This is a genomic window from Nocardia sp. NPDC059180, from assembly GCF_042754945.1.
GTDB lineage: Bacteria > Actinomycetota > Actinomycetes > Mycobacteriales > Mycobacteriaceae > Nocardia.
Map to the genome: position 1 here is coordinate 166,419 of NZ_JBHZBU010000010.1, position 23,054 is coordinate 189,472.

Annotated in this window: 24 protein-coding genes; 17 read left to right on the forward strand and 7 right to left on the reverse strand. The window is 66.5% G+C overall.

The window, feature by feature from the left end:
- Positions 1 to 70 precede the first annotated feature (70 nt).
- The 7 genes from hppD to tuf all read left to right on the forward strand — a co-directional run bounded on the left by hppD (position 71) and on the right by tuf (position 7,105).
- A complete protein-coding gene (gene hppD / locus ACFXNW_RS26680) occupies positions 71 to 1,273 on the forward strand; it encodes a 4-hydroxyphenylpyruvate dioxygenase (protein ID WP_379420531.1) in 1,203 nt (400 codons plus the stop codon).
- Between the two features lie 39 nt (positions 1,274 to 1,312).
- Positions 1,313 to 1,843: a DUF3558 domain-containing protein gene (locus ACFXNW_RS26685; protein ID WP_379420532.1), complete on the forward strand. Its 531-nt coding sequence runs from the start codon at positions 1,313 to 1,315 to the stop codon at positions 1,841 to 1,843.
- 11 nt (positions 1,844 to 1,854) lie between these two features.
- Entirely contained in the window at positions 1,855 to 2,418 is a 564-nt protein-coding gene (locus ACFXNW_RS26690; RefSeq protein WP_379420614.1) for a DUF3558 domain-containing protein, read from the forward strand.
- A 274-nt stretch (positions 2,419 to 2,692) separates the two neighbouring features.
- Positions 2,693 to 3,067 (forward strand): 30S ribosomal protein S12, encoded by a 375-nt coding sequence (gene rpsL, locus ACFXNW_RS26695; RefSeq protein ID WP_019049359.1) that lies wholly within the window; start codon positions 2,693 to 2,695, stop codon positions 3,065 to 3,067.
- A gap of 1 nt (position 3,068) precedes the next feature.
- Positions 3,069 to 3,539 (forward strand): 30S ribosomal protein S7, encoded by a 471-nt coding sequence (rpsG, locus tag ACFXNW_RS26700; RefSeq protein ID WP_040739280.1) that lies wholly within the window; start codon positions 3,069 to 3,071, stop codon positions 3,537 to 3,539.
- Positions 3,540 to 3,696: 157 nt separating this feature from the next.
- Complete coding sequence (gene fusA, locus ACFXNW_RS26705) at positions 3,697 to 5,799, forward strand: elongation factor G (RefSeq protein WP_379420533.1); 2,103 nt, start codon at positions 3,697 to 3,699, stop codon at positions 5,797 to 5,799.
- A gap of 115 nt (positions 5,800 to 5,914) precedes the next feature.
- A complete protein-coding gene (gene tuf / locus ACFXNW_RS26710) occupies positions 5,915 to 7,105 on the forward strand; it encodes an elongation factor Tu (protein WP_163825574.1) in 1,191 nt (396 codons plus the stop codon).
- 144 nt (positions 7,106 to 7,249) lie between these two features.
- Here tuf and ACFXNW_RS26715 read toward each other — a convergent pair whose 3' ends face one another.
- From ACFXNW_RS26715 to ACFXNW_RS26725, 3 genes are all read right to left on the reverse strand, one after another.
- Complete coding sequence (locus ACFXNW_RS26715) at positions 7,250 to 7,492, reverse strand: type II toxin-antitoxin system Phd/YefM family antitoxin (RefSeq protein ID WP_379420534.1); 243 nt, start codon at positions 7,490 to 7,492, stop codon at positions 7,250 to 7,252.
- 182 nt (positions 7,493 to 7,674) lie between these two features.
- Positions 7,675 to 8,409, reverse strand: a complete 735-nt coding sequence (locus tag ACFXNW_RS26720; protein ID WP_379420535.1) for a hypothetical protein — start codon at positions 8,407 to 8,409, stop codon at positions 7,675 to 7,677.
- Positions 8,410 to 8,539: 130 nt separating this feature from the next.
- Entirely contained in the window at positions 8,540 to 9,748 is a 1,209-nt protein-coding gene (locus tag ACFXNW_RS26725; RefSeq protein ID WP_379420536.1) for a lipase family protein, read from the reverse strand.
- 110 nt (positions 9,749 to 9,858) lie between these two features.
- Between ACFXNW_RS26725 and ACFXNW_RS26730 the strand changes: the two genes are divergently transcribed.
- Complete coding sequence (locus ACFXNW_RS26730) at positions 9,859 to 10,077, forward strand: DUF433 domain-containing protein (protein ID WP_379420537.1); 219 nt, start codon at positions 9,859 to 9,861, stop codon at positions 10,075 to 10,077.
- Positions 10,074 to 10,262 carry a DUF5615 family PIN-like protein gene (locus ACFXNW_RS26735; RefSeq protein WP_379420538.1) on the forward strand — a complete coding sequence of 63 codons (189 nt, stop codon included), beginning with the start codon at positions 10,074 to 10,076 and terminating at the stop codon, positions 10,260 to 10,262. Before ACFXNW_RS26730 ends, ACFXNW_RS26735 begins: the two co-directional genes overlap by 4 nt.
- Before the next feature lie 28 nt (positions 10,263 to 10,290).
- Here ACFXNW_RS26735 and ACFXNW_RS26740 read toward each other — a convergent pair whose 3' ends face one another.
- Both ACFXNW_RS26740 and ACFXNW_RS26745 read right to left on the reverse strand, forming a co-directional pair.
- Complete coding sequence (locus ACFXNW_RS26740) at positions 10,291 to 10,914, reverse strand: TetR/AcrR family transcriptional regulator (RefSeq protein WP_379420539.1); 624 nt, start codon at positions 10,912 to 10,914, stop codon at positions 10,291 to 10,293.
- Between the two features lie 5 nt (positions 10,915 to 10,919).
- Positions 10,920 to 11,276, reverse strand: coding sequence for an SPW repeat protein (locus tag ACFXNW_RS26745; RefSeq protein ID WP_379420540.1), 357 nt, complete (start codon positions 11,274 to 11,276; stop codon positions 10,920 to 10,922).
- Positions 11,277 to 11,510: 234 nt separating this feature from the next.
- Here ACFXNW_RS26745 and ACFXNW_RS26750 point away from each other — a divergent pair, with 234 nt between their 5' ends.
- Genes ACFXNW_RS26750 through ACFXNW_RS26760 form a run of 3 tightly spaced genes read left to right on the forward strand, consistent with a single transcriptional unit; the run spans position 11,511 to position 14,265 of the window.
- Complete coding sequence (locus ACFXNW_RS26750) at positions 11,511 to 12,710, forward strand: NAD(P)/FAD-dependent oxidoreductase (protein WP_379420541.1); 1,200 nt, start codon at positions 11,511 to 11,513, stop codon at positions 12,708 to 12,710.
- A 13-nt stretch (positions 12,711 to 12,723) separates the two neighbouring features.
- On the forward strand, positions 12,724 to 13,485 hold the full coding sequence (locus tag ACFXNW_RS26755) for a glutamate racemase (RefSeq protein WP_379420542.1): 762 nt from the start codon (positions 12,724 to 12,726) through the stop codon (positions 13,483 to 13,485).
- A gap of 36 nt (positions 13,486 to 13,521) precedes the next feature.
- Entirely contained in the window at positions 13,522 to 14,265 is a 744-nt protein-coding gene (locus ACFXNW_RS26760; protein WP_379420543.1) for a DNA alkylation repair protein, read from the forward strand.
- 4 nt (positions 14,266 to 14,269) lie between these two features.
- On the opposite strand, the gene ACFXNW_RS26765 is transcribed toward ACFXNW_RS26760, so the two are convergent.
- Positions 14,270 to 15,325 (reverse strand): 2Fe-2S iron-sulfur cluster-binding protein, encoded by a 1,056-nt coding sequence (locus ACFXNW_RS26765; protein WP_379420544.1) that lies wholly within the window; start codon positions 15,323 to 15,325, stop codon positions 14,270 to 14,272.
- 69 nt (positions 15,326 to 15,394) lie between these two features.
- Positions 15,395 to 16,033: a mycofactocin system transcriptional regulator MftR2 gene (gene mftR2 / locus ACFXNW_RS26770; RefSeq protein ID WP_379420545.1), complete on the reverse strand. Its 639-nt coding sequence runs from the start codon at positions 16,031 to 16,033 to the stop codon at positions 15,395 to 15,397.
- Between the two features lie 252 nt (positions 16,034 to 16,285).
- Here mftR2 and mftA point away from each other — a divergent pair, with 252 nt between their 5' ends.
- The 5 genes from mftA to ACFXNW_RS26795 all read left to right on the forward strand — a co-directional run bounded on the left by mftA (position 16,286) and on the right by ACFXNW_RS26795 (position 22,540).
- Positions 16,286 to 16,384 (forward strand): mycofactocin precursor MftA, encoded by a 99-nt coding sequence (gene mftA, locus ACFXNW_RS26775; protein ID WP_197731646.1) that lies wholly within the window; start codon positions 16,286 to 16,288, stop codon positions 16,382 to 16,384.
- A gap of 19 nt (positions 16,385 to 16,403) precedes the next feature.
- The gene (gene mftC / locus ACFXNW_RS26780) at positions 16,404 to 17,927 is read left to right on the forward strand and encodes a mycofactocin radical SAM maturase (RefSeq protein ID WP_379420546.1); all 1,524 of its coding nucleotides are present in this window, start codon (positions 16,404 to 16,406) and stop codon (positions 17,925 to 17,927) included.
- A gap of 229 nt (positions 17,928 to 18,156) precedes the next feature.
- Positions 18,157 to 19,557 (forward strand): mycofactocin biosynthesis glycosyltransferase MftF, encoded by a 1,401-nt coding sequence (mftF, locus tag ACFXNW_RS26785; protein ID WP_379420547.1) that lies wholly within the window; start codon positions 18,157 to 18,159, stop codon positions 19,555 to 19,557.
- A gap of 22 nt (positions 19,558 to 19,579) precedes the next feature.
- Entirely contained in the window at positions 19,580 to 21,037 is a 1,458-nt protein-coding gene (gene mftG, locus ACFXNW_RS26790; RefSeq protein ID WP_379420548.1) for a mycofactocin system GMC family oxidoreductase MftG, read from the forward strand.
- A 132-nt stretch (positions 21,038 to 21,169) separates the two neighbouring features.
- Entirely contained in the window at positions 21,170 to 22,540 is a 1,371-nt protein-coding gene (locus ACFXNW_RS26795) for a GAF domain-containing protein (RefSeq protein ID WP_379420549.1), read from the forward strand.
- The last annotated feature ends 514 nt before the right edge of the window (positions 22,541 to 23,054 follow it).

The window sequence follows — 23,054 nt, forward strand, 5'->3', positions numbered from 1 at the left end:
CGATCCGCCAGTGTGTCTACCGAAAACACCGCTGGTTGCCTACCGTTCCGGTCGGCGATTTCCTTGGTTCATGACTCTCGAGCAGATGCCGGACGCCCGGCGTGCCGGCACCCCGACCGACGGTGAGCTGCGCACTCTGGTCGGACTGGTGGACCACGATGACAGTGTCGATCCGTTTCCGGTGATCGGCTGGGACGCCCTGGTGTGGGTGGTCGGCAACGCGACCCAGACCGCGCACTTCATGGAGTCGGCGTTCGGCATGCGGTTGGAGGCCTACTCGGGACCGGAGACCGGCAATCGCGATCACAAGGCGTTCGTGTTGCGCAGCGGTGGCGCCAGGTTCGTGGTCAAGGGTGCCGTCGATCCGGACAGTGCGCTGATCGCCCACCACGATCGCCACGGCGACGGTGTCGTCGATATCGCGCTGGAAGTTCCCGACGTGGACCGGTGCGTCGATTGGGCGCGCAGGCACGGCGCCACCGTTCTTGTCGAACCGCATGACGAGAGCGACGAATTCGGCACGGTCCGTTCGGCCGCGCTGGCCACCTACGGCGAGACCAGGCACACCCTCGTCGATCGTTCTGGTTATCTCGGCCCCTATCTGCCCGGCTATATCGCGCGCCGCTCGGCCTTCCGGCCGCGGCCCGACGCACCCGCCCGGCTGTTCCAGGCGATCGACCACGTGGTCGGCAATGTGGAGCTGGGCCGGATGGACGAATGGGTCGAGTTCTACCGCCGAGTCATGGGTTTCACGAATATGGCGGAGTTCGTCGGTGACGATATCGCCACCGAGTATTCGGCGCTGATGAGCAAGGTGGTGGCCAATGGCAATCACCGGGTGAAGTTTCCGCTCAACGAGCCCGCGGTCGGCAAGAAGCGTTCCCAGATCGACGAATACCTGGAGTTCTACCGCGGCCCCGGCGTCCAGCACATCGCGCTGGCCACCGCCGACATCCTGTCCTGCGTGGACAGCCTGCGCCGCGAAGGAGTCGAATTCCTGGCGACCCCCGACGCCTACTATCAGGACCCCGAACTGCGCGCCCGCATCGGCCATGTCCGAGTTCCGGTGCAGGAGTTGCAATCTCGCGGCATCCTTGTCGACCGCGACGAGGACGGTTATCTGCTGCAGATCTTCTGCCGCCCGCTCACCGACCGCCCCACCGTCTTCTTCGAACTCATCGAACGCCACGGCTCCCTCGGTTTCGGCAAGGGCAACTTCAAGGCCTTGTTCCAGGCCATCGAGCGCGAACAGGACGCCCGCGGGAATTTGTAGCCGAGGCCGACTCGCGAGGCGGTCGGTAGAGTTCATCGCATGCGAATCCCGTCGGTCCTCGTCTCGGTGACGGCCCTGACGCTGTTGCTGTCGGCGTGCGGCTCCAGCGAGGAGGGCGATTCACCCCAGGCGCCGCATCGCCCGCCGCCGAAGGTCGCCACGCTCGGCCCGTTCGTCGGCGAATGCGGTCACGTCACCGATGACGAGGTGCGCGAAGTCGCGGGGATGACGCAGATCTCGCAGGTCTTCAAGAATTCGACCGGCTGCAACTGGCAGGCCTCGGGCAGCGGCTCGACCAGCGTCACCTTCGCCTCCTTCCGCGGAAGTCCGATCGAACGCGAACGCGCCTGGGTCACCACCCAGGGCCGCAATCCGCAGTCGATCGAGGTCGCGGGCAAGAACGGCTTCCAGGCGCTGGAGCCGAGCGGGTCGGTGTGCGATCTGGCCGTGCAGATCGGTGACGACTTCTTCGAATGGTCGATGTCCTACGGGTTGTTCGAGGCGAATGGTGGCAATCCGTGCGACCGGATGCGGCAACTGGCCGAGCTGACCGTGCAGAGGCTGCAATGAGGGGAGTGGTGATGACGGGCGGGGGCAGGCGCGTGCGCGCGATGATGGCGGTGACGGCCGCGGTGGGCGTCACACTGACGCTCGGCGGATGCGGTCGCACGGTGGAGGGCTCGGCCCAGCCCACCGGCGCCGCCGAGGCGAGCACGGTGAACACCGATTTCGACAAGCTGCTGCGTGAATGCGATGTGGTCACCCAGGACCAGATCGCGAAGGTCGTCGACGAGACCAGCATGGTCCAGCCGTCGTTCTATGGTGCGGTCTGCATGTGGGATCTGGAAGGCGGGGCGACCGGCAGCGGCATGGTCTCGCTGAACTGGTACGAGATCGGTTCGCTGAACAACGAGCGCACCAACAACGACAAGCTCGGCTACACCACCACCACGATCACCGTGCAGGGGCGCAGCGCGCTGGAGACGCGGCGGCCGGGCGATCCGGATTCGTGCGGCGTCAGCGCGAGCGCCGCCGATACCGGCATCATCGGCTGGTGGGTGAACTACCGGGCAGGCAGCGCGCACCCCGATCCGTGCGGTGCGGCGAAGAAGCTGGTCGAGCTGACCTTGAATCTGGCCAGGTGAGAGACTTGCCGCGCACCGCGTGATCGACCCCGCTTTGCCCATGCTCGAGCACCCGAGTATCGTGGATCGCTGTGCCCGGAAGCTTGCGGGCAAGTTCGAGCGCAGAACGTAGGCCAGCGAGAGCGGCCGACAGTTCCAGCGTGCCCATGAATCGGGCTGCTGACCTGCGCGCGACACGCCCGACCTCGGGACGCGAGAAACGTGGCCGGACGTGCGAGTGAATACTCGATGACACGTATACGACACCGCAATAACCAATAAGGAAAGCCGGTCTATGCCAACCATCAACCAGCTGGTCCGCAAGGGTCGTCGCGACAAGGTCTCCAAGACCAAGACCGCGGCCCTCAAGGGGAGCCCGCAGCGTCGTGGCGTGTGCACGCGTGTGTACACCACGACCCCGAAGAAGCCGAACTCCGCGCTGCGTAAGGTCGCGCGTGTTCGCCTGACCAGCGCGGTCGAGGTCACGGCGTACATCCCGGGTGAAGGCCACAACCTGCAGGAGCACTCGATGGTGCTCGTGCGCGGCGGTCGTGTGAAGGACCTCCCCGGTGTGCGCTACAAGATCATCCGCGGTTCGCTCGACACCCAGGGTGTGAAGAACCGCAAGCAGGCCCGCAGCCGCTACGGCGCCAAGAAGGAGAAGAGCTGATATGCCACGCAAGGGCCCCGCTCCCAAGCGTCCGCTGATCAACGACCCGGTCTACGGGTCGCCGCTGGTCACTCAGCTGGTCAACAAGATCCTGCTCGACGGCAAGAAGTCGACCGCAGAGCGCATCGTCTACGGTGCGCTCGAGCAGGCGCGCGAGAAGACCGGCACCGATCCGGTCGTCACCCTCAAGCGCGCCCTCGACAACGTCAAGCCCGCCCTCGAGGTGAAGCCCCGTCGTGTCGGTGGCGCCACCTACCAGGTGCCGGTCGAGGTTCGCCCGGGTCGCTCCAACACCCTCGCGCTGCGCTGGCTGGTCAACTACTCGCGCGCTCGTCGTGAGAAGACCATGGTCGAGCGTCTGGCCAACGAGCTGCTCGATGCCAGCAACGGCCTCGGCGCCTCGGTGAAGCGTCGCGAGGACACCCACAAGATGGCCGAATCCAACCGGGCCTTCGCGCACTACCGCTGGTGACGACTGCCCGGCCCATCGCTGGTGGGGTCGGCAATCATCACGGCCGGGGGCGGCACTTCGGTGCCGCTTCCGGCGTTGACATAGTGACGACCTCGCCGGTCGTCCCCGAGAATCCCAACTAGCTGATCGCTAACAGAGCAGAGCGGGGAAGATTTCCGTGGCACAGGACGTGCTCACCGACCTGAACAAGGTCCGCAACATCGGCATCATGGCCCACATCGATGCGGGCAAGACGACGACAACAGAACGAATCCTGTTCTACACCGGTGTGAACTACAAGATCGGTGAGACCCACGACGGTGCCTCGACCACCGACTGGATGGAACAGGAACAGGAACGCGGCATCACCATCACCTCCGCGGCGGTGACGTGTTTCTGGAACCAGAACCAGATCAACATCATCGACACCCCGGGCCACGTGGACTTCACCGTCGAGGTGGAGCGTTCGCTGCGCGTGCTCGACGGCGCCGTCGCCGTCTTCGACGGCAAGGAAGGCGTCGAGCCGCAGTCCGAGCAGGTGTGGCGTCAGGCCGACAAGTACGACGTGCCGCGCATCTGCTTCGTCAACAAGATGGACAAGCTCGGTGCGGACTTCTACTTCACCGTGCAGACCATCAAGGACCGCCTCGGCGCCAAGCCGTTGGTCATCCAGCTGCCGATCGGCGCGGAGGACACCTTCGAGGGCATCGTCGACCTGGTCGAGATGAACGCCAAGGTGTGGACCGGCGAGACCAAGCTCGGTGAGAAGTACGAGGTCCAGGAAATCCCCGCGGACCTCCAGGAGAAGGCCGAGCAGTACCGCCAGGAGCTGCTCGAGACCGTCGCCGAGTCGGACGAGGCGCTGCTGGAGAAGTTCTTCGGTGGCGAAGAGCTCTCGATCGATGAGATCAAGGGCGCCATCCGCAAGATGACCGTCAACTCCGAGCTCTACCCGGTGCTGTGCGGTTCGGCGTTCAAGAACAAGGGCGTGCAGCCCATGCTCGACGCCGTCGTGGACTACCTGCCCTCGCCGCTGGATGTCGAGTCCGTGCAGGGTCACATCCCCAGCAAGGAAGAAGAGCTCATCACTCGCAAGCCGAGTGCCGACGAGCCCTTCGCCGCGCTGGCGTTCAAGATCGCGGTGCACCCCTTCTTCGGCAAGCTGACCTACATCCGGGTGTACTCGGGCAAGGTCGACTCCGGCGCCCAGGTCATCAACGCGACCAAGGGCAAGAAGGAGCGTCTGGGCAAGCTGTTCCAGATGCACTCCAACAAGGAGAACCCGGTTCCCCAGGTCTCCGCGGGCCACATCTACGCGGTGATCGGCCTCAAGGACACCACCACCGGCGACACCCTGTGCGATCCGAACAACCAGATCGTGCTCGAGTCCATGACCTTCCCGGACCCGGTCATCGAGGTCTCCATCGAGCCCAAGACCAAGTCCGACCAGGAAAAGCTGGGCACCGCGATCCAGAAGCTGTCCGAAGAGGACCCCACCTTCTCGGTGAAGCTGGATCAGGAGACCGGCCAGACCGTCATCGGCGGCATGGGCGAGCTGCACCTCGACATCCTGGTCGACCGGATGAAGCGCGAGTTCAAGGTCGAGGCGAACGTCGGTAAGCCGCAGGTAGCCTACCGCGAGACCATCACCAAGAAGGTCGAGAAGCTCGAGTTCACGCACAAGAAGCAGACCGGTGGTTCCGGCCAGTTCGCGAAGGTCATCATCGCGGTCGAGCCGTTCGTCGGCGAAGACGGTGCGACCTACGAGTTCGAGAACAAGGTCACCGGTGGCCGCGTGCCGCGCGAGTACATCCCATCGGTCGACGCCGGTGCGCAGGACGCCATGCAGTACGGTGTGCTCGCCGGTTACCCGCTGGTCAACCTGAAGGTGACCCTGCTCGACGGCGCGTACCATGACGTCGACTCCTCGGAGATGGCGTTCAAGATCGCCGGCTCGCAGGCCCTGAAGGAAGCGGCCCGTAAGGCCGGTCCGGTGATCCTCGAACCGCTCATGGCGGTCGAGGTCATCACGCCCGAGGATTACATGGGCGATGTGATCGGCGATCTGAACTCCCGCCGTGGCCAGATCCAGGCCATGGAGGAACGCAGTGGTGCCCGTGTCGTCAAGGCGCTGGTTCCGCTCTCGGAGATGTTCGGCTACATCGGTGACCTGCGGTCTAGGACCCAGGGCCGGGCGAACTACTCCATGGTGTTCGATTCGTACGCGGAGGTTCCGGCCAACGTGTCGAAGGAGATCATCGCCAAGGCGACCGGCGAGTAGTACGACGGGGCAGGGCGCGAGCTCTGCCCCATCAGCCGGGCGTCTGTACGACCCAAGTAAGTAAAAACCGCACTGCTGCAACTGCACGCACCAACAAGTCCAGGAGGGCCCCACAGTGGCGAAGGCGAAGTTCGAGCGGACGAAGCCGCACGTCAACATCGGCACCATCGGTCACGTCGACCACGGCAAGACCACGCTGACCGCAGCGATCACCAAGGTGCTGGCGGAGAAGTACCCGGACCTGAACGAGAGCTTCGCTTTCGATCAGATCGACAAGGCGCCGGAGGAGAAGGCTCGTGGTATCACGATCAACATCTCCCACGTCGAGTACCAGACCGAGAAGCGCCACTACGCGCACGTCGACGCCCCGGGTCACGCCGACTACATCAAGAACATGATCACCGGTGCGGCGCAGATGGACGGTGCCATCCTCGTGGTCGCCGCCACCGACGGCCCGATGCCGCAGACCCGTGAGCACGTGCTGCTCGCCCGTCAGGTCGGCGTGCCCTACATCCTGGTCGCGCTGAACAAGTCGGACATGGTCGACGACGAGGAAATCCTCGAGCTCGTCGAGATGGAGGTCCGCGAGCTGCTGGCCTCGCAGGAGTTCGACGAGGACGCCCCCGTCGTGCGCGTTTCGGGCCTGAAGGCGCTCGAGGGCGACGCGAAGTGGTCGGAGTCGATCCTGGAGCTCATGAACGCTGTCGACGAGTCCATCCCGGACCCGGTCCGTGAGACCGACAAGCCGTTCCTGATGCCGATCGAGGACGTCTTCACCATCACCGGTCGTGGCACCGTGGTCACCGGTCGCGTCGAGCGTGGCGTGATCAACGTGAACGAGGAAGTCGAGATCGTCGGCATCCGGGAGAAGACCACCAAGACCACCGTCACCGGTGTCGAGATGTTCCGCAAGCTGCTGGACCAGGGCCAGGCGGGCGACAACGTCGGTCTGCTGGTTCGTGGTCTGAAGCGTGAGGACGTGGAGCGCGGCCAGGTCGTCGTGAAGCCGGGCACCACCACCCCGCACACCGAGTTCGAGGGTCAGGCCTACATCCTGTCGAAGGACGAGGGTGGCCGCCACACCCCGTTCTTCAACAACTACCGTCCGCAGTTCTACTTCCGTACAACTGACGTGACGGGCGTTGTGACCCTGCCCGAGGGCACCGAGATGGTCATGCCCGGTGACAACACCGAGATGTCCGTCAAGCTGATCCAGCCGGTCGCCATGGACGAGGGCCTGCGCTTCGCGATCCGCGAAGGTGGCCGCACCGTCGGCGCCGGTCGCGTCACCAAGATCGTTGCCTGATCTTCTGACGTAACGCCGAACGGCGCCGCTCCGAAAGGAGCGGCGCCGTTTTGTTTTTCGCGTGGCGTACCGGACTACTCGTCAGGCGCGTTGTTGTCGAAAGTCGCGATGGCCAAGGACTTCCACGCGCCGATTGGTTTCCGATCAGAGCCGCTGGTCGTCGATGAGGTCGCTAGCGATACCAATTCCTTGGATCGGTTCTGGTGCAGGCCCTTTCAGAGTGCGGGCCGCCGAGACGCGGCCTGCTTTCCGTGGCGTCTGCTGGTCTACGGGGACGATCCGAGCGATTGGTCGACCGTGGTCGGTAACCATAAGAGGTGTACCGGATCGCACCGCGGCGAGGTGACGGTCTAGGTGATCCCTCAGATCGCGTACATCGACGTTCATGCAGTCCTCTCTCTATTGCGGGCCCCATGCTTCGTCCCAAGTATCGCCGTTGGTGCGGCCGTTGTCGGAATACGCCCAGCTCGAATGTGGTCCGACTGCGCGAAACGGCGCCGCTCCAGCTGGAGCGGCGCCGTTTCGTATTCGAGTTTCTTTGCGGCCGGCCGGCCCGGCCAAGGGACGTTTCAGTCCGATTCGCCGGCGGCCTGTAACAGTGCCTGTGCGAACTGCACCATCTGGGTGGAACCGCCGTACCAGGCCGAGACGACCTCCACGGCGGCGGCGCGGGTGCGGCGGGCGGTCCGGATGACCTCCTCGTTGGAAAGGTTGCCCGCTTCGGCTTTGGCGGCGAGGGCGTTGAGTTCGTCGCTGGCGAGCAGTAGTCGCATGATTCGGTGTAGGTCGACGCCGCCGTCGGCGGTCGGTAGTGGCAGTGGTGGTTCGGCGGATGGTTCAGCCGATGCTTCGGCGGCAGCGCGGGCTGCGCGTCGGGACGGGATGGCGGAGCGTGGTGCCGGTGTCGGGTTGGACCCCGGGGCCTCGGGTTCCTGCTTCGGGGCAGGGGCTGGAGTTTCGGTCTTTGCGACAGTGGAGGGGACCGCGATAGACGAGGTGGCCGGCGCGCTCGCCGCGGCGTCGATGCTGGTCAGTCCGATGCCCTGGGCCGGTTCGGGTTCCGATGGCGGGACGGCTTGGCGTGGCTCCGGCATGGGCGGCAGCTGTGTCGGCGACCAGTCGAACGAGGCGGGCTGGGCCGCCGTGCGGGTGGGCAGTGCCCCGTTGGTAGTGGTGGTGGTGTCCGCACCGGTCAGTCCGGCCGCCATGGCGACGGCTGGTTCGACGGGCTCCCGTTCGGTGCGGTGAAAACCCTCCTGGCGGGCACGAAGTCCATCTCCGAGACCGTTGTAATCGGCATCCATGAGGTCATTCTTACCCGAGGGGGCCGTCATTCTGCGCGCTGGCGCCCGCGTTACGGCGGCGTAGACGGGCCGGGCCTGATGCTCGAACCTTGTGTAGGAACGGCTTCCGGCGAACCCAGGTACGGAGCGGTCAGCAGTTACTCGGCGCCGGTTCACCACGGAACCGGGCGTCCAGCCATGCGATCGCGCCCGGCAGCCCGAGTACCGCGGCCGAAAGATGCTCCGGCGTCGGGAGCCCTTCGGCCAGCACCGGCACGCCCGCATCGCAGTAGCGGCGATTGGTGGCGACGATGGAGTCGATCGGTATGAGCGGGTCGTGGGGCGAATGCCATTCGTAGATGGGGATATTCGGTTCTTGATCGAACAGTTCCAGGCTGTTCTCCTCGAGCACCGCCCTGGCGTCGTCATCGTGCATGAGCGAGGTATTGCTGGCGTAGTCGCGGACACTGCGCCCGGCGCCGGTGGCGATGATTTCGTTGGTGCAGCCGTTGGCCATCTGATCGCGCGCCGCCAATCCGGTCGCGTTGAGGTTATCGCTGATCGGGAAGCGCTCGGGATATTCGCGTTCGAGCCCGATCGCTGCCGCCATCACCAGACCGAATCCTGGATGCGGGTTGAACTGCAGCCCTTCCAGCATCCGCACCAGATTCACCGGGACTCCACCGGCCGCGGCGCCGGCCAACCGCAGATCCGGCGCGTAGCTCGGCGCCAGCGCGGCCGCCCACGCCGTGGCCATGCCGCCGCCGGAGTAGCCGGCCATGGCGACCGGGCTGTGCTCGAGTGCGAGTTCCGGAACGCGCTGCGCCGCACGGATTCCGTCGAGGGTGATCTGCCCACCGAGCCGGGCCGCGCCGTAGGCGAAGGTCGGCCCGAGGTGGTCCGGCAGGGCAATGCTCCAGCCGCGAAGTAGCAGCAGATTGAGCGCGACGGCCTCGCGGACCTGCAGATTCGGGTCGGCGGTGTAGAGGACCCGCGATACCGCGCAGGACGGTCCGAGCCCGTTGATGATGTGCTGATACGACAGCAGCGGCCCACCGGGGCGAGACCCGGGCGGCGTCAGCACGGTGGTGGTGGCCGCGATGGGCAGGCCGCGCGAATTGGTGGAGCGGAACTTCACCAGCGTCAGCGTGGTGCCGGGGAAGGTCAGCAGCGGCGGCAACCGCCGCACCGCCAGCACATCACCGGGCTGGTGCGCCGCGAGATCATCGGGCTGCGAATAGAAGGGGTCGGGGTCGGCCACGGGATAGCGGGGTAACGCCGGGGCTGGAACCGTCCCGACCAAGAGAACCGCAGAGGCGCCGAGGAGCGCGCCGGTTATCAAACGCTGGATAACCTGCATGGCAGTTATTGCTACCACGACATGGCGTCGCGATCGCGCAGGCTGAGCGGGGTGTCCGGAGAATCCGCAGGTGTAAGGCTGTGGCCGCCCGCCGCCGCTATGCTGGTTCGGTGTCGAGGATTACGTTCGATCCGAATCAGTGCGGGGGGCGACCCTGCATTCGCGGTATGCGCATTCGAGTGAGCGACGTACTCGAACTGCTGGCAGCAGGGGAGACCGAGGATTCGATTCTCGAAGACTATCCCTACCTGGAGCTGGAAGATATCCGAGCCTGCCTCGCATTCGCGGCCGCCGAAGCAGACCACCCCATCCTGCGGACCGCATCTTGAGATTTGTCGTCGATGCGCAACTGCCTCCCGCTGTGGCACGTGTGTTGGCCGAGGATGGCCATGATGCCGTGCATGTCTGCGATATCGGATTGCTGTCGGCCCCCGATATCGAAATCTGGGCCGAGGCTCTACGGCGAGATCCGGTAAGCGGCCTGATTTCGCACTTGGCCGCGCCCGCCGGGTAGCCGCGGTCATAACGCCCGAACAGCGTCGTCAACCGAGCTGCGTCATGCCCGCCGCCACCACCTGAGCCACATTGAGGATCTCGTCGGTCGTCGGCAGTGGGACGCCGTCGAGGGCGTGCAGGCGGTCGGTGCTGGCGATGGCGAACATGGCCGAGACCCAGGCGGCGGCGCAGGCGCGCAGGGTGCCGGGGCGGATCGGGGTTGGGGTGCTGGCCTGCAGGACGCGGGCGGTGACGTCGAGGAGTTGATCGCGTAGCTGCCGTAGCTGGCGTCGGACGTCGGGGTGGGTGTCGGCCTCGCGCCACATGATGACCCGGAGCACCGAGGAATGGTGGTCGCGAAGGTTCAGTGCCGCATCGAGATTGACGAGGCTGGCCGCCGGATCACCCGGTGCGACCACGGTGTCGATGTCCTCGATGGGTTGTGGCGGCACCCGTTCGGCCATCAGGGCCGACAGGATCGAATTCTTGGTGGGGAAATAGTAGAAGACCAGACCCTTGGGCACGTCGGCGATCGCGGCGATCGCCGCCGTCGGGGTGCCGTCGAACCCCTGTGCCGCGAAAAGCTTTTCAGCCGCGTCCAGGATGAGTTGACGGGCGTCGCCGTCGGTTTTCGCACTGCGGCGACGCCCGGCACGACGGGGTCTGGTCATGGTCGTCAGTGATGTGGAGCCATATCGTGCAGCCGGCCCGACACCGCCGGCAGCGCTGCCACCGCGACCACCACGGTCACTATCCCGACCACCCATGCGGTCCAGGATGCGCCACTGAAGCCGCTGAAGTCCATGACCCACGGGGACAAGAACATCAGCACGCCGAGCAGGCCCATCGCATAGTCGGCGGAGGCCATCTCGGGACGGTACATCTGTGCCAGACCGGTCAGTGCGATGAGCGCACCCAGCACGATCAACGACCACATGGCCCGATCATTCGTCTCCACCCAGAGCGGTGAGAGTGCGGCGAAGACGCCCAGCACTACGGCCAGAAAGTCTTGCGCACGGCTTTCGGTGAACATGTATGCCTCCTTGCATTTTGCGGGGTGGGCAGACCCGAAAATCTGTCCTGACCTCGGTATAGACCTGATTGACCGCCCGGTCGATATAGGAACGGCCACGATTGCGCGGCAATCGATGGCACGGTAAAGGTGACGGTCCCCACTACAGCACCAACCAAGCGGACGTTAGGGTGGACTGTCTTCACAGTCAGTGGTGGCCGACCGACACAACGGCCCGAAGGAAGGGATGCCGGCATGTCTGCTGCGCCGATCGTGATCGTGGGGGCCGGCCTGGCCGGCTTGCGCACCGCGGAGGAGTTGCGCCGCGCGGGATACGAGGGCGAGCTGATCCTGCTCGGCGACGAATCCCGTCCGCCGTACGACCGCCCACCGCTGTCCAAGCAGTTCGTTCGCGGCGAGACCGACGACACCACCTTGCGTCCTGCGGAGTTCTTCACCGAGAAGAAGATCGATCTGCGGCTGAACCAGGAGGCCGTCGGCGTCGACGCCGAGGCACGCCGCCTACGCCTGGCCGACGGTTCCGCTCTGGACTACAGCGAGCTGATCATCGCGACCGGGCTGCGCCCGCGCAGGCTGCCCGGCCTCCCCGACCTCGGTGGTGTCCACGTGCTGCGCAATCACGCCGATGCCGCGGCACTGCGCTCGGAACTGGGCGGCGCAAAGGTCGCGCTGGTTATCGGGGCCGGATTCATCGGCTGTGAGCTGGCCGCCAGCTTCCGGGCCTCCGGTGTCGAGGTGGTGCTGGTGGAACCGCAGCCGACGCCGCTGGCTTCGGTGCTCGGCGAGCAGATCGGTGCGCTGGTCGCGCGGATGCACCGCGACGAAGGCGTGGATCTGCGCTGCGGCACCGGAGTCGATTCGCTGCTCGCCGATGACGGGGGCAAGGTGCGCGGCGTGCTGCTCACCGACGGATCCGAGGTAGCGGCCGATCTGGTGGTCATCGGGGTCGGCTCGCGGCCGGTCACCGAATGGCTCGCCGAATCCGGTATCGAACTGGCCGAACCAGCTGCCGGTGGCGGCGTCCTCGCCGACGAGGTCGGCCGTACCTCGGCAGCCGGTGTGTGGGCCGTCGGCGACGTCGCGGCTTGGCTGCACGACACCGGGGCCCGTAAGCGGGTCGAGCATTGGACCAATGCCGGTGAGCAGGCAAAACTGCTGGCCTGTGCCCTGCTGGGTGCCGAACCGCCCACGGCGGCGCGGGTGCCCTACTTCTGGAGCGACCAGTACGACGTGAAGATCCAGGCCCTCGGCACGCCTGGCGCCACCGACGAGGTGCGCATCGTCTCCGACGACGGCCGCAAGTTCCTCGCCTACTACATCCAGGACGGCATTCTCACCGGTGTGGTCGGCGCCGGGATGACCGCGCAGGTGATGAAGACCAGGGCGAAGATCGCGGCGGGTGCCCCGGTGGCGGAGTTGCTCGGCGCGAGCTAATACCTTTGTCGGTGTGATCGTCGCGCTCATCGATTCCGGTCTCGGCTCGCTGCCGACCGCGGCTTGGCTACGCAAGCTGCGCCCGGACGTGGATTTGGTGCTGCAACTGGATCCCGATGGTGCGCCGTGGGGGCCGAAACCGGAGCAGTGGGTGGTCGAGCGGGTGGTCGACACCGCACGCGCCTCGCTGACGATGGGCGCGGAGGTCATCGTGCTGCCGTGCAATACCGCCAGCGTCACCGCCCTCGAACACGTCCGCGCCGATGTCGGGCCCGGCATTCCGGTGATCGGCACCGTGCCCGCGATCAAACCGGCCGCGGCGGCCTGCCGGTCGGTCGCGGTCTGGGCCACCGCGGCGACCACCGCGAGCCGCTATCAGGCCGATCTCATCGCCCGGTTCGGCGGCGAGGCCACGGTCACTGGCGTGGCCTGTCACGGTCTGGCCGACGCCATCGACGCCGGTGATCTGGTAGCTGTGCGTGCGGCGATTGCGGCGGCGGCCGAGCAGACTCCCGACGATGTGGAGGGTGTGGTGCTCGGCTGCACCCACTATCCGCTGGTGGTGGACAACATCGTGGCCGCGTTGCCAGACGGCGTGCGGCTGTTCGACAGCGCCCAAGCCGTTGCCGCGCAGACTATCCGGCGTATGGACGGACTCGGCAGGGCGAGCACCGGCAACGGCACGGTGCAGGTGTTCAACAGCGGCCGCCCGGGTGAACTGCCTGCTGCTGCCGCCGCTTTCGAACCCGGACGGGCACTCGGCGCGACGGACTGACGCTCGGACCCTGCGATCGATCGAAAGGCAGGCTCGATGACCGACAACACCGGATCCGCCGAACAGGTGCGGGCCGCGCTGGCCGAACTCGCCGATCCCGCCGACGCGGTGCACCTGCAACGGTTCTTCAAGACCGGACCCGGCGAGTACGGCGAAGGGGACGTCTTCGTGGGCGTGCGGGTTCCGGCCACCCGTTCGGTCGCCAAACGCTTTGCGGCCCTGCCACTCACCGAGATCGACGCGCTGCTGGACAGCCCTGTGCACGAGGAACGCTTGGCGGCACTGATCATCCTCAATGCCCGGTTCGAGAAGGCATCGAAGCCGCGCACCTTCGACGACGCCGCCCGCGCGGAGATGGTGCGGTTCTACCTGGACGCGGTGCGGCGCGGCCGGGTGAACAATTGGGACCTCGTAGACGTCTCCGCAGAGCGGATCGTCGGCCCATGGCTACTGGACAAGTCACGTGATCTGCTCGTCGAACTCGCCGATTCGGATTCGCTGTGGGAGCGGCGAGTCGCGCTGCTGTCCACCTTCGCGTTCATCAAGGCAGGCGACGCCTCGACCACATTCGCCCTGGCCGAGCGGCTGCTCGCCGACCGGCACGACCTGATCCAGAAGGCGCTGGGCTGGATGTTGCGCGAGGTCGGCAAACGCATCGACCGGCAACAGCTGACCGACTTCCTCGATCGGCACGCGGCCGAGATGGGCCGGACCGCACTGAGTTACGCCACCGAGCACTTGGACCCGGAGAGCCGGGTCCGCTACCGCGCGATGCGTTGAGCCCTCAGAACTGGATCTTCAAATGATCGGTGACCGGCCGCGCCTGGCAGCCGAGGATATAACCGTTCTCGATGTCCTCCGGGTCGAGGATTTCGGCGTTCTCCATTTCGACCTTGCCTTCGAGGACGGTGCATGCGCAGGAGCCGCATTCGCCTTCCTGGCAGGAGTAGGGGACGTCGAGTCCCTTGGACAGCATGATGTCGACGAGGGTCTGCTTGCGGGGCCAGCTCAAGTTGTGCACCTCGCCGTCGAGTTCCACCTCGACGGTTGCGGCGTCGGCGGCTTCTTCGTCGCTGATCTCCACCGGTGCCTGGTCGGCGAACGGGTCGCCTGCGAGGGAGTTGAAGACTTCGGCGTGGGTGCGGTTGCGGGGGACGTCGAGCTGGGCCAGTGCGTCGTGCACGAGGTCCATGAACGGGCGCGGGCCGCACATGAACGCACGGTAGCTGGTGTATGGGCGGACCAGGCCGGCGAGCGCGTCGGCGGTGGGTAGGCCCTGCAACGGTTCCAGCCAATGGATGACGGTGAGCCGCTGCGGATCCTTATCGGCGAGTTCGCGCAGTTCTGCGGCGAAGATGACCGACTGCGGGTCGCGGTTGGCGTAGACGAGCACGATCTTGCCGGTGCCGCGGGCCAGGGCCGACTTCAGGATCGACATCACCGGCGTGATGCCGCTGCCCGCGCCGAACAGCAACAGATCCTCGTCGAGATCCTTCGGCGTGAACACCCCCGACGGCGGCAGCACCTCGATTTCCGAACCGGCCACGATGTTGTCGCAGAGCCAGTTGGAGCCGTATCCGCCTTCGGTGCGCTTGACGGTGACCTTGGGTAGGTCGTCGGTGTAGGGCGAACTGGCCAGCGAGTAGCAGCGTGCCACCGAACCGGTCTGGTCGCTGGGGATGCGCAGGGTGAGGAACTGGCCGGGCTGGTATTCGAAGCGTTCGCGGAGTTCACCGGGTACGTCGAAGACCAGCGAGGAGGTATCGGCGGTCTCGGCGATGACCGCGGCTACCCGCAGCACGACCGATCGTGAGCCGTGTGGAACTTCGACGGTGGTCATGTCGTCCTCTCGAACGTGGCGCGGCCGATCCGGTGCCCCGGGACGGCAAAACTAGAACGTGTTGCAGTTTTATCGTACGTCGGCGTCGGGCTGCTCGACAAGCTGGGCTTCCAGCCCGGCGATCAGCACGCTCACCCCGAAGTCGTACGAATACTTGCCGCGCAGGTCAGGCATGTATTTGGTGGCTCGGGCCACCGCGTCGGGCAGTGTGACGTCGGTCAGCACCGACCGGTCACGCGGGTTCACCCGGCTGCGACCGAACAGGAATGTGTGGATGGTCGCATAGGCGGCCAGCACATTGCGATCGCTGAATCCCGCATCGAACAGGATCTCCATCACCGCGGCGATCACATCGAGCTGTTTGCCCAGCATCTGTTCGATCAGCACATCGCCGAGGCCCGGGTGCTTGCGTAGTTTCTCATCGATCTGGCCGATGAGTTCACGCAGGCGCTGCTGCCACGGGCCCGACTCCGGCGGGGGTTTGCGCACACCGGCCAATGCGGCGGTGGCCACCAGGTCGAGCAGTTCCCGTTTGTCGGCCACGTAGTAGTACGGGGCCATCGGGGAAACGCCCAGCTCGCGGGATAGTCGCCGCATCGATAGCTTGTCCACGCCGTCAGCGCGGACCACCCGCAATGCGGCCTCGACGATCTCTGATTCCGAGAGAGTATTACCGCCCCCGCTTGCCTGCGTTCGCCCGACTCCCATGCCACCTCTACCACCGCGGGCGCGTTCGGCCCGTCACGTCCTGTTCAGCTGCTTGCCACCGGAAAGTTTAGAGGGGTCGGTGTCGGTACCGCCGATTCCTCGGTCGAAACGGCTTCTTTTTGTCAGTTCATGACGTTATGGTGTGTGAGCGCGGCTACACCTGTGGCCGCGACCACAGTGCCAACTGGAGTGGAGGTAGCCATGCCGGACCAGGGATTCAACGGATCCGCCGACACCGACAACCGCGGCCCGATCGCGGCGGTCGCGCAGCGCTCGGCCGAGGACACACCGCTGGTGGAGGAATCGCTCATCGAAGAGGTGTCCATCGACGGTATGTGCGGCGTCTACTGACCTGAGAGGAGCGTCTGACATGCTCGATCTCGACACTCGCTGGCAGCTGCATCCGCGCGTTGCCCTGCGGCCGGAACCCTTCGGCGCGTTGCTGTATCACTTCGGCACGCGGAAGCTGTCGTTTCTGAAGAACCCGCGGATCGTCGAGATCGTGCGGTCACTGCCCGCGCAGCCATCGGTGCGTTCGGCCATGCGGGCCGCCGGTATCGACGAGTCCGCAGCCGCGCCCTATGTGAAAGCACTGGCGCAGCTGGCCGATTCGGACATGATCGTCGGCGCGCCCGAATCGGCGCCGCTCGCTGCCGCGGCCGCGCCGGCCCCGTTCGCGCCCGCCGCGTCGGGCGACGATCGGGCGGTGCGGCTGGTGGACCGGTTCGAATCGGGGCTGGCCGCACCGATCTGCCTGACCTGGGAACTCACCTACGCGTGCAATCTGTCCTGCGTGCACTGCCTGTCCTCGTCGGGGCGGCGCGATCCGCGCGAGCTGAGCACCGAGCAGTGCAAGGCGCTCATCGACGAGTTCCAGCGCATGCAGGTGTTCTACGTCAATATCGGCGGTGGCGAACCCACGGTGCGCCCGGACTTCTGGGAATTGGTCGACTACGCCACCGACCACCAGGTCGGGGTGAAGTTCTCCACCAACGGTGTTCGGATCACCCCCGAGGTCGCCGCGCGGCTGGCCGCCAGTGACTATGTGGACGTACAGATCTCGCTGGACGGCGCCGACGCCGCCGTCAATGATGCCGTGCGCGGACCCGGTTCCTACGATATGGCCATCCGCGCACTGGAAAACCTTGCCGCGGCGGGCTTCAAGGACGCCAAGCTGTCGGTGGTGGCGACCAGGCACAATATCGCCCAGCTCGACCAGTTCCGCGAGATCGCCGATCGATACGGCGCCACCCTGCGTTTGACTCGACTGCGTCCGTCCGGTCGCGGTGCCGATGTGTGGGACGAACTGCATCCGTTGCCGGAGCAGCAGCGCGAGCTCTACGAATGGCTGCTGCGCAACGGCGACGGCGTGCTCACCGGTGACTCGTTCTTCCACCTGTCGGCCTTCGGTGAGGCGCTGCCCGGTCTGAACATGTGCGGTGCAGGCCGGGTGGTGTGTCTGGTCGATCCGGTAGGCGACGTCTACGCCTGCCCGTTCGCGATCCATGACCGCTTCCACGCCGGAAACGTGATCTCCGACGGCGGTTTCGCCAGTGTGTGGAGTGAATCCGAGCTGTTCCGGGAGCTGCGCGAGCCCACCGGTGGCGGTGCGTGCTCGTCCTGCGCGCACTACGACTCGTGCCGTGGCGGCTGCATGGCGGCGAAGTTCTTCACCGGCCTGCCCGCCGACGGGCCGGACCCGGAATGCGTGCAGGGCTACGGTGAAGCGGCACTCGCCGACGCAGGCCGAGTGGTGCCGCGTTCGTCGGTCGACCATTCGCGACGGAGTGCGCCCCGGCGTTCGGGCGGACGCAAATCCGGGCCCGTTCCGCTGACGCTGACGGTCCCGTCGCGACGTCCCTCACGGGCCTGTGACGAGAGCCCGCTGGGGTAGCGGCGCGAGGATAGCCGGAGCCGGTGCGCGAGCCTCACGGGGCTCGCGCACCGACCGCGCGGTACGCGATTGCCATTCGGTTGCCATCGAAGCGAAGACTCGCATAGCGATCCTTCAGCAACGCAGATCCTGTCGGCTACCGGGCCTACCACGCGAAATACTCCGGAACTGGTTGCGTGTTTCGCGACTGTTGGTGTCAGCCGAGCGAACTCCGTCTAACATGCCAGGAATGCGCCATGATCGCCTTCCCGACGGATTCGGGGTGCGGATCGATCCACGGGTACGCGCATACTCCGGGGGACGCATCCTGATCGGAGGATCACCCGCGAGGTTGCTGCGCCTTGCCCCGGAAGCCGCCGAAATGATCGGCGACGGGTACCTCGAGGTCAACGGCCCGAAGTCCGCCGTCGTTGCCAGGCGGCTGCTCGATTCCGGAGTGGCCAATCCGCGGCCCCGCCTGCTGCCTTCGCCCGAGGACGTCACCGTCATCGTGCCGTTGCACAACAACGCCGATGGTCTGGTCCGACTGCTCGCGGCCCTGCGCGGACACACTGTGATCGTCGTCGACGACGGCTCCGACCAGCCGGTGCGGGTTGCGCCCGACAGTGGTGGCCGATGCCGGGTCAGCGTGCTGCGCCATGAGAGCCCGCTGGGCCCGGCCGCCGCGCGCAATACCGGATTGCGGGCGGCGACAACCGAGTTCGTGGCGTTCCTGGACTCAGATGTGGTGCCGCGCAGCGGCTGGCTCGAGGTGATGCTCGGGCATTTCAGTGATCCGGAGGTCGCGCTGGTCGCGCCGCGGATCGTCGCGCTGGACCCGGAATCCAATGCGCTGGCCCGCTACGAGCACACCCGGTCCTCGCTGGATCTCGGCAGGCGCGAGTCGGCGGTGCAGTCGCGCGGGATGGTCTCGTATGTGCCGAGTGCGGCGCTGCTGGTGCGGCGCGGGGCACTGCTGGCCGAGGGCGGTTTCGACGAGTCCATGCATGTCGCCGAGGACGTCGATCTGTGCTGGCGGCTGGAGCGGGCGGGCTGGCGGTTGCGCTACGAGCCGGCCGCCCATGTCGCCCACGATCATCGGGTGTCCTTCCGCGCCTGGTTCAACCGGAAGATGTTCTACGGCACCGGCGCCGCGCCGCTGGGCGCCCGGCACGCGGGCATGGTGTCACCGCTGTCGGTGCCGTCGTGGACCATGCTTGCGGCGGTGCTGTTCGGCACCCAGACCCGCTGGGGTTTCCTCGGCGGTGTGTTCACCCTGGTGGCGGCGCTCGGCCGGTTGCGGCGAGTGTTCGGCGAACTGGACAACCCCACCCGGATCGCCGCGATCTATCTGGCGCGCGGATTCTTCGCCGGACTGTGGCGGCTGGCCTCGGCCATGTGCAGGCACTATTGGCCGGTCACCGTGCTGGCCATGATGGCGTCGCGGCGAATTCGGCGCATCGCGGTGACGATGGCACTGGCCGACGGACTGGCCGACTGGTTCACCCACCGCGACGCAGGCGGTCTGGACCCGTTCCGCTACATCGCCTTCCGCCGTGTCGACGATATCGCCTACGGCACCGGCCTCTGGCTGGGTGCGTGGCGGGCACGCAGTATCGAATCGCTCAAACCCACCACACCGCCGCGCTGAGCGCAGGCGCTGACGGATTCGCATGGCTGACACGCTCATCGTCGGCGGTGGCAGCGCGGGCTGTGTGCTCGCCGCCCGCCTCAGCGCCGATCCGGACCATCACGTGCGGCTGGTGGAAGCGGGGCCCATGTGGCCCTCGCCCGAACTGTTTCCGCCCGGCCTGCGTGATGGCACCGAACTACCGCTCGGCGATGACGCGCTGCTCTGGCGCTATGCGATACAGCTGACCCCGGGTGCCACCGCGACCACCGTGCGCGGCCGGGTGATCGGCGGGTCGGGATCGGTCAACGGCTGCTACTTCGTGCGCCCGCCCGCCGCCGACTTCGCCGCCTGGAGCCGCGAGATCGGTGCTGCGGGCTGGACTTACGACGAGGTGCTCCCGGCGCTGTGCCGACTCGAACACGATAACGACTTCGGCGACCGCGCTGGTCACGGCGTCAACGGGCCGGTTCCCGTCCGCCGCCCTGCCTCGATCACCCCGCTCACCGAAGAGTTCGTCGCGGCGGCTTCGGCGGCAGGCTTCACCGAGATTCCCGACCTGAACGCGCCCGACGTCGACGAGATCGGCTTCGGCCGGGTACCCGCCAATATCGACCGCCCGAATGGGACGGCGCTACGCGTCGGCAGCGCGCAGGCGTACCTGCTGCCCGCGCTGGCCCGCCCGAATCTCACCGTGACCGCGGGGACGCGGGTGACCAGGATTCGTTTCCGCGGCACCAGGGCGACCGGGGTCGAGTGTCTGCGCGACGGTGTCGCGGAGTTCATCGCCGCCGATCGGATCGTGTTGTGCGCGGGCGCGATCGAATCGGCGGCGCTGCTGCTGCGGTCGGGGATCGGTGATCCGGCGCGGCTGCGCGAACTCGGTATCCGGGTCGTGCAACCGGCTCCCGTCGGCGAGTGGTGCACCGACCATCCGGAGATCGGCATCGACTACCGGCACGCCGCGCCGCATCGTCGCACCGTGGTGCTCGAATACGTACTCGAGCTCGGCGATATCGAAATCCGGCCGTACACGATGGCTTTCACAGCGGGGGCCCGGCAGTTCGCCATCGCATTGATGCGTCCGCACGGTGCCGGTGAGCTGCGGTTGCGCTCGAACGATCCATTCGAGCCGCCGCTGATCGACCAGCGCTATCTCGAACAGCGCCTCGATCGCGACAGGCTTCGTAGTGCCGTCCGGTTGTCGGCGGAGATCATGCGGGGGATGTCGGCGGCACCGATCGGCGCGCCGATACCCGGCACCGTCTCCGATGAATGGCTGACGGCCCATCTGGCGACGTCGCAACATCTGTCCGGAACCTGCCGGATGGGGGCGCCCTCCGACGAGCGTGCGGTGGTGGACGAGCGCTGTCGCGTGCACGGCGTCGACGGCTTGGCGGTGGCAGATCTATCGGTCGTTCCGGTGCCGCTCGGGCGCGGGCCGCAGGCGGCGGCGGTCCTCATCGGTGAACACGCCGCCGATCTGCTCTCGGGCGACTGATGCCGACCGCGCAGTGCCGCGTGGCTCACATCGGGCGGACGGGGGTGACGCGTGTGACCTGGCGGACAAACCTCACCATCCGCCGGTCGTTGCCGGTACCCGCCGGTACAGTTTGTCGTAGGTGAAAGGCAAATGGTCAGCAATCTTGCGGGTGGTCGCCCCTCGCGGCATGGAGTAGAACCTGGCACGCAGCTCGGTGCACTGGAAGCCTATGCCGCTCAAGCGCATGGATATCTCGGTGCCGGTGGTGAGCGGCTGTCCCGGCTCGCCGGTTTACTGCGCCCTGCGGTCCTGGAATCGTGGTTGCGCAGTGTTCGCGGTGGCATCGATCCGATGGATGTCGTCGACGGTCGTGGGCTGCGCGGCGCCGACCTCCAGCGCTACCGCGACGCGCACCCGATCGCTGCCCTGATGCCGCTGATCGACAAGCTGCTCGTCGAGGACGCCGCCCGCACCGGGTTGATCGTGGTGGTGGCCGATCAGTTCGGCCGGGTGCTCTCGGTGCACGGTGATACCGAGCGGGTCAGCGCCGCCGCCGAGATCGGACTGCGCGCGGGTGACGATCTGAGCGAGCGACGCATCGGTACCAATGCCGTCGGCATGGTGGTCCGCACCGGGCGCGCCGCCTGGATCCACGGTCCCGAACACTTCCTGCACCGCATGCACCAGCTCACCGGCGCCGCCGCACCCGTGCACGACCCGGACGGCAGGCTGGTCGGCGTGCTGATGATCGCCGGCGGCGTGCGGGTCGCCCGGCCCGAGATCCTGGCTCTGGTGAAGGCCGCCGCGACCGCCGCTGAGATGGATCTGTTGCTCACCGCGATGCGGGCCGATCGGCACGCTCCCGCCGGAAACGTGCGCGACCGGGCCGAGTCCGCACCCGATCGTGGCCGGCTCGGCCTCGACGTACTCGGCCTCGGGCAGCCGCAGCTGAGCATCGCCGGTAAGCGCGTGCCGTTGTCGCAGCGGCATGCCGAGATCCTGCTGCTGCTCACCGAGCATCCCGAGGGCCTCGGCGCGGACCATCTGGCCTTGCTGCTCGACGACACCGATCTGGACAACGGCACCATCCGCGCCGCCATGTCGCGGCTGCGCACGGTGGTCGGACCCGAGGTGTTCGGATCCAGGCCCTACCGGCTGCGCGTACCCGTGGCCACCGATATCGATTTCCTGCGCGCCGCGCTGGACTCCGGTGACGTGGACGCGGCACTGCGGCTCTACGCGGGGCCGGTACTGCCGCGCTCGAGCGCTCCCGGAATCGTCGATCTGCGCGATGAGCTGCGGGTTCGTTTGCGTACCTCGGTACTGGACTCGCGTGATCCGGCCGCGTTGCGGCGCTGGACCTCGACCGCGGAGGGCCGTGACGATGCCGCGGCCTGGGTCGCCTACCGGTCGAGTGTCGATCGCGATTCACCACTGTTCGCCCAGATCGAGGCCAAGATTCGGGTGCTCGATCGGCGTCTGGGCGCGGATGCAACGCAGATGCAACGTTTCGGCTCATAGTCTGCCCATCTGAAAGTGCGGTAGCTCACATGCGCGAGGCGCAGCTGATCGCGGGTAGAAAGCTGCCCGGAGCCGCTCGCACCAGGGGGGATCTGGACGCTTGTCCGATATTTTTAGAGGAATCAGTTCCTTTTTATTTCGACCTGGCCTAGTGTTCGCAATACGTGGATGACTTCCATGTGACATAGCTGACATACCGCCGTTATCGAATCCGCGGCGGCAGTGAAGTTGGAGGAAAGATCACTAGCTAGGCACCTTCGGTCCGTTCCGGGAGTGCGGCCTGTGCGGCCCTCGAATCCGGACGGCACGGCGGTGACCGCACCGGTCACCGATCCTGTTCACACACATCTGTCGAATACGCGCGATTCCCCCGACGAGCATCGCGTGTGATTCGCCGACACCTCATGCGGTAGCCCAGCCGCGCCCCGGGAACTCCGACCCCCGCCGCGCAGGCTTATTCGTGCTGCCCAAAAGTATTCGGCCAGCCGTTTATTCGCCATTCGAGGAGGCTCTG

Bases quoted from the DNA above. Each gene is read 5' to 3' on its own strand.
- ACFXNW_RS26685 (WP_379420532.1), top strand. From the start codon at position 1,313: ATGCGAATCCCGTCGGTCCTCGTCTCGGTGACGGCCCTGACGCTGTTG.
- rpsL (WP_019049359.1), top strand. From the start codon at position 2,693: ATGCCAACCATCAACCAGCTGGTCCGCAAGGGTCGTCGCGACAAGGTC.
- ACFXNW_RS26750 (WP_379420541.1), top strand. From the start codon at position 11,511: ATGTCTGCTGCGCCGATCGTGATCGTGGGGGCCGGCCTGGCCGGCTTG.
- mftC (WP_379420546.1), top strand. From the start codon at position 16,404: ATGCTCGATCTCGACACTCGCTGGCAGCTGCATCCGCGCGTTGCCCTG.
- rpsG (WP_040739280.1), top strand. From the start codon at position 3,069: ATGCCACGCAAGGGCCCCGCTCCCAAGCGTCCGCTGATCAACGACCCG.
- ACFXNW_RS26745 (WP_379420540.1), bottom strand. From the start codon at position 11,276: ATGTTCACCGAAAGCCGTGCGCAAGACTTTCTGGCCGTAGTGCTGGGC.
- ACFXNW_RS26740 (WP_379420539.1), bottom strand. From the start codon at position 10,914: ATGACCAGACCCCGTCGTGCCGGGCGTCGCCGCAGTGCGAAAACCGAC.
- ACFXNW_RS26725 (WP_379420536.1), bottom strand. From the start codon at position 9,748: ATGCAGGTTATCCAGCGTTTGATAACCGGCGCGCTCCTCGGCGCCTCT.
- ACFXNW_RS26690 (WP_379420614.1), top strand. From the start codon at position 1,855: ATGACGGGCGGGGGCAGGCGCGTGCGCGCGATGATGGCGGTGACGGCC.
- ACFXNW_RS26760 (WP_379420543.1), top strand. From the start codon at position 13,522: ATGACCGACAACACCGGATCCGCCGAACAGGTGCGGGCCGCGCTGGCC.
- mftF (WP_379420547.1), top strand. From the start codon at position 18,157: ATGCGCCATGATCGCCTTCCCGACGGATTCGGGGTGCGGATCGATCCA.
- hppD (WP_379420531.1), top strand. From the start codon at position 71: ATGACTCTCGAGCAGATGCCGGACGCCCGGCGTGCCGGCACCCCGACC.
- ACFXNW_RS26765 (WP_379420544.1), bottom strand. From the start codon at position 15,325: ATGACCACCGTCGAAGTTCCACACGGCTCACGATCGGTCGTGCTGCGG.
- mftR2 (WP_379420545.1), bottom strand. From the start codon at position 16,033: ATGGGAGTCGGGCGAACGCAGGCAAGCGGGGGCGGTAATACTCTCTCG.
- mftG (WP_379420548.1), top strand. From the start codon at position 19,580: ATGGCTGACACGCTCATCGTCGGCGGTGGCAGCGCGGGCTGTGTGCTC.
- ACFXNW_RS26795 (WP_379420549.1), top strand. From the start codon at position 21,170: ATGGTCAGCAATCTTGCGGGTGGTCGCCCCTCGCGGCATGGAGTAGAA.
- ACFXNW_RS26720 (WP_379420535.1), bottom strand. From the start codon at position 8,409: ATGGATGCCGATTACAACGGTCTCGGAGATGGACTTCGTGCCCGCCAG.
- ACFXNW_RS26715 (WP_379420534.1), bottom strand. From the start codon at position 7,492: ATGAACGTCGATGTACGCGATCTGAGGGATCACCTAGACCGTCACCTC.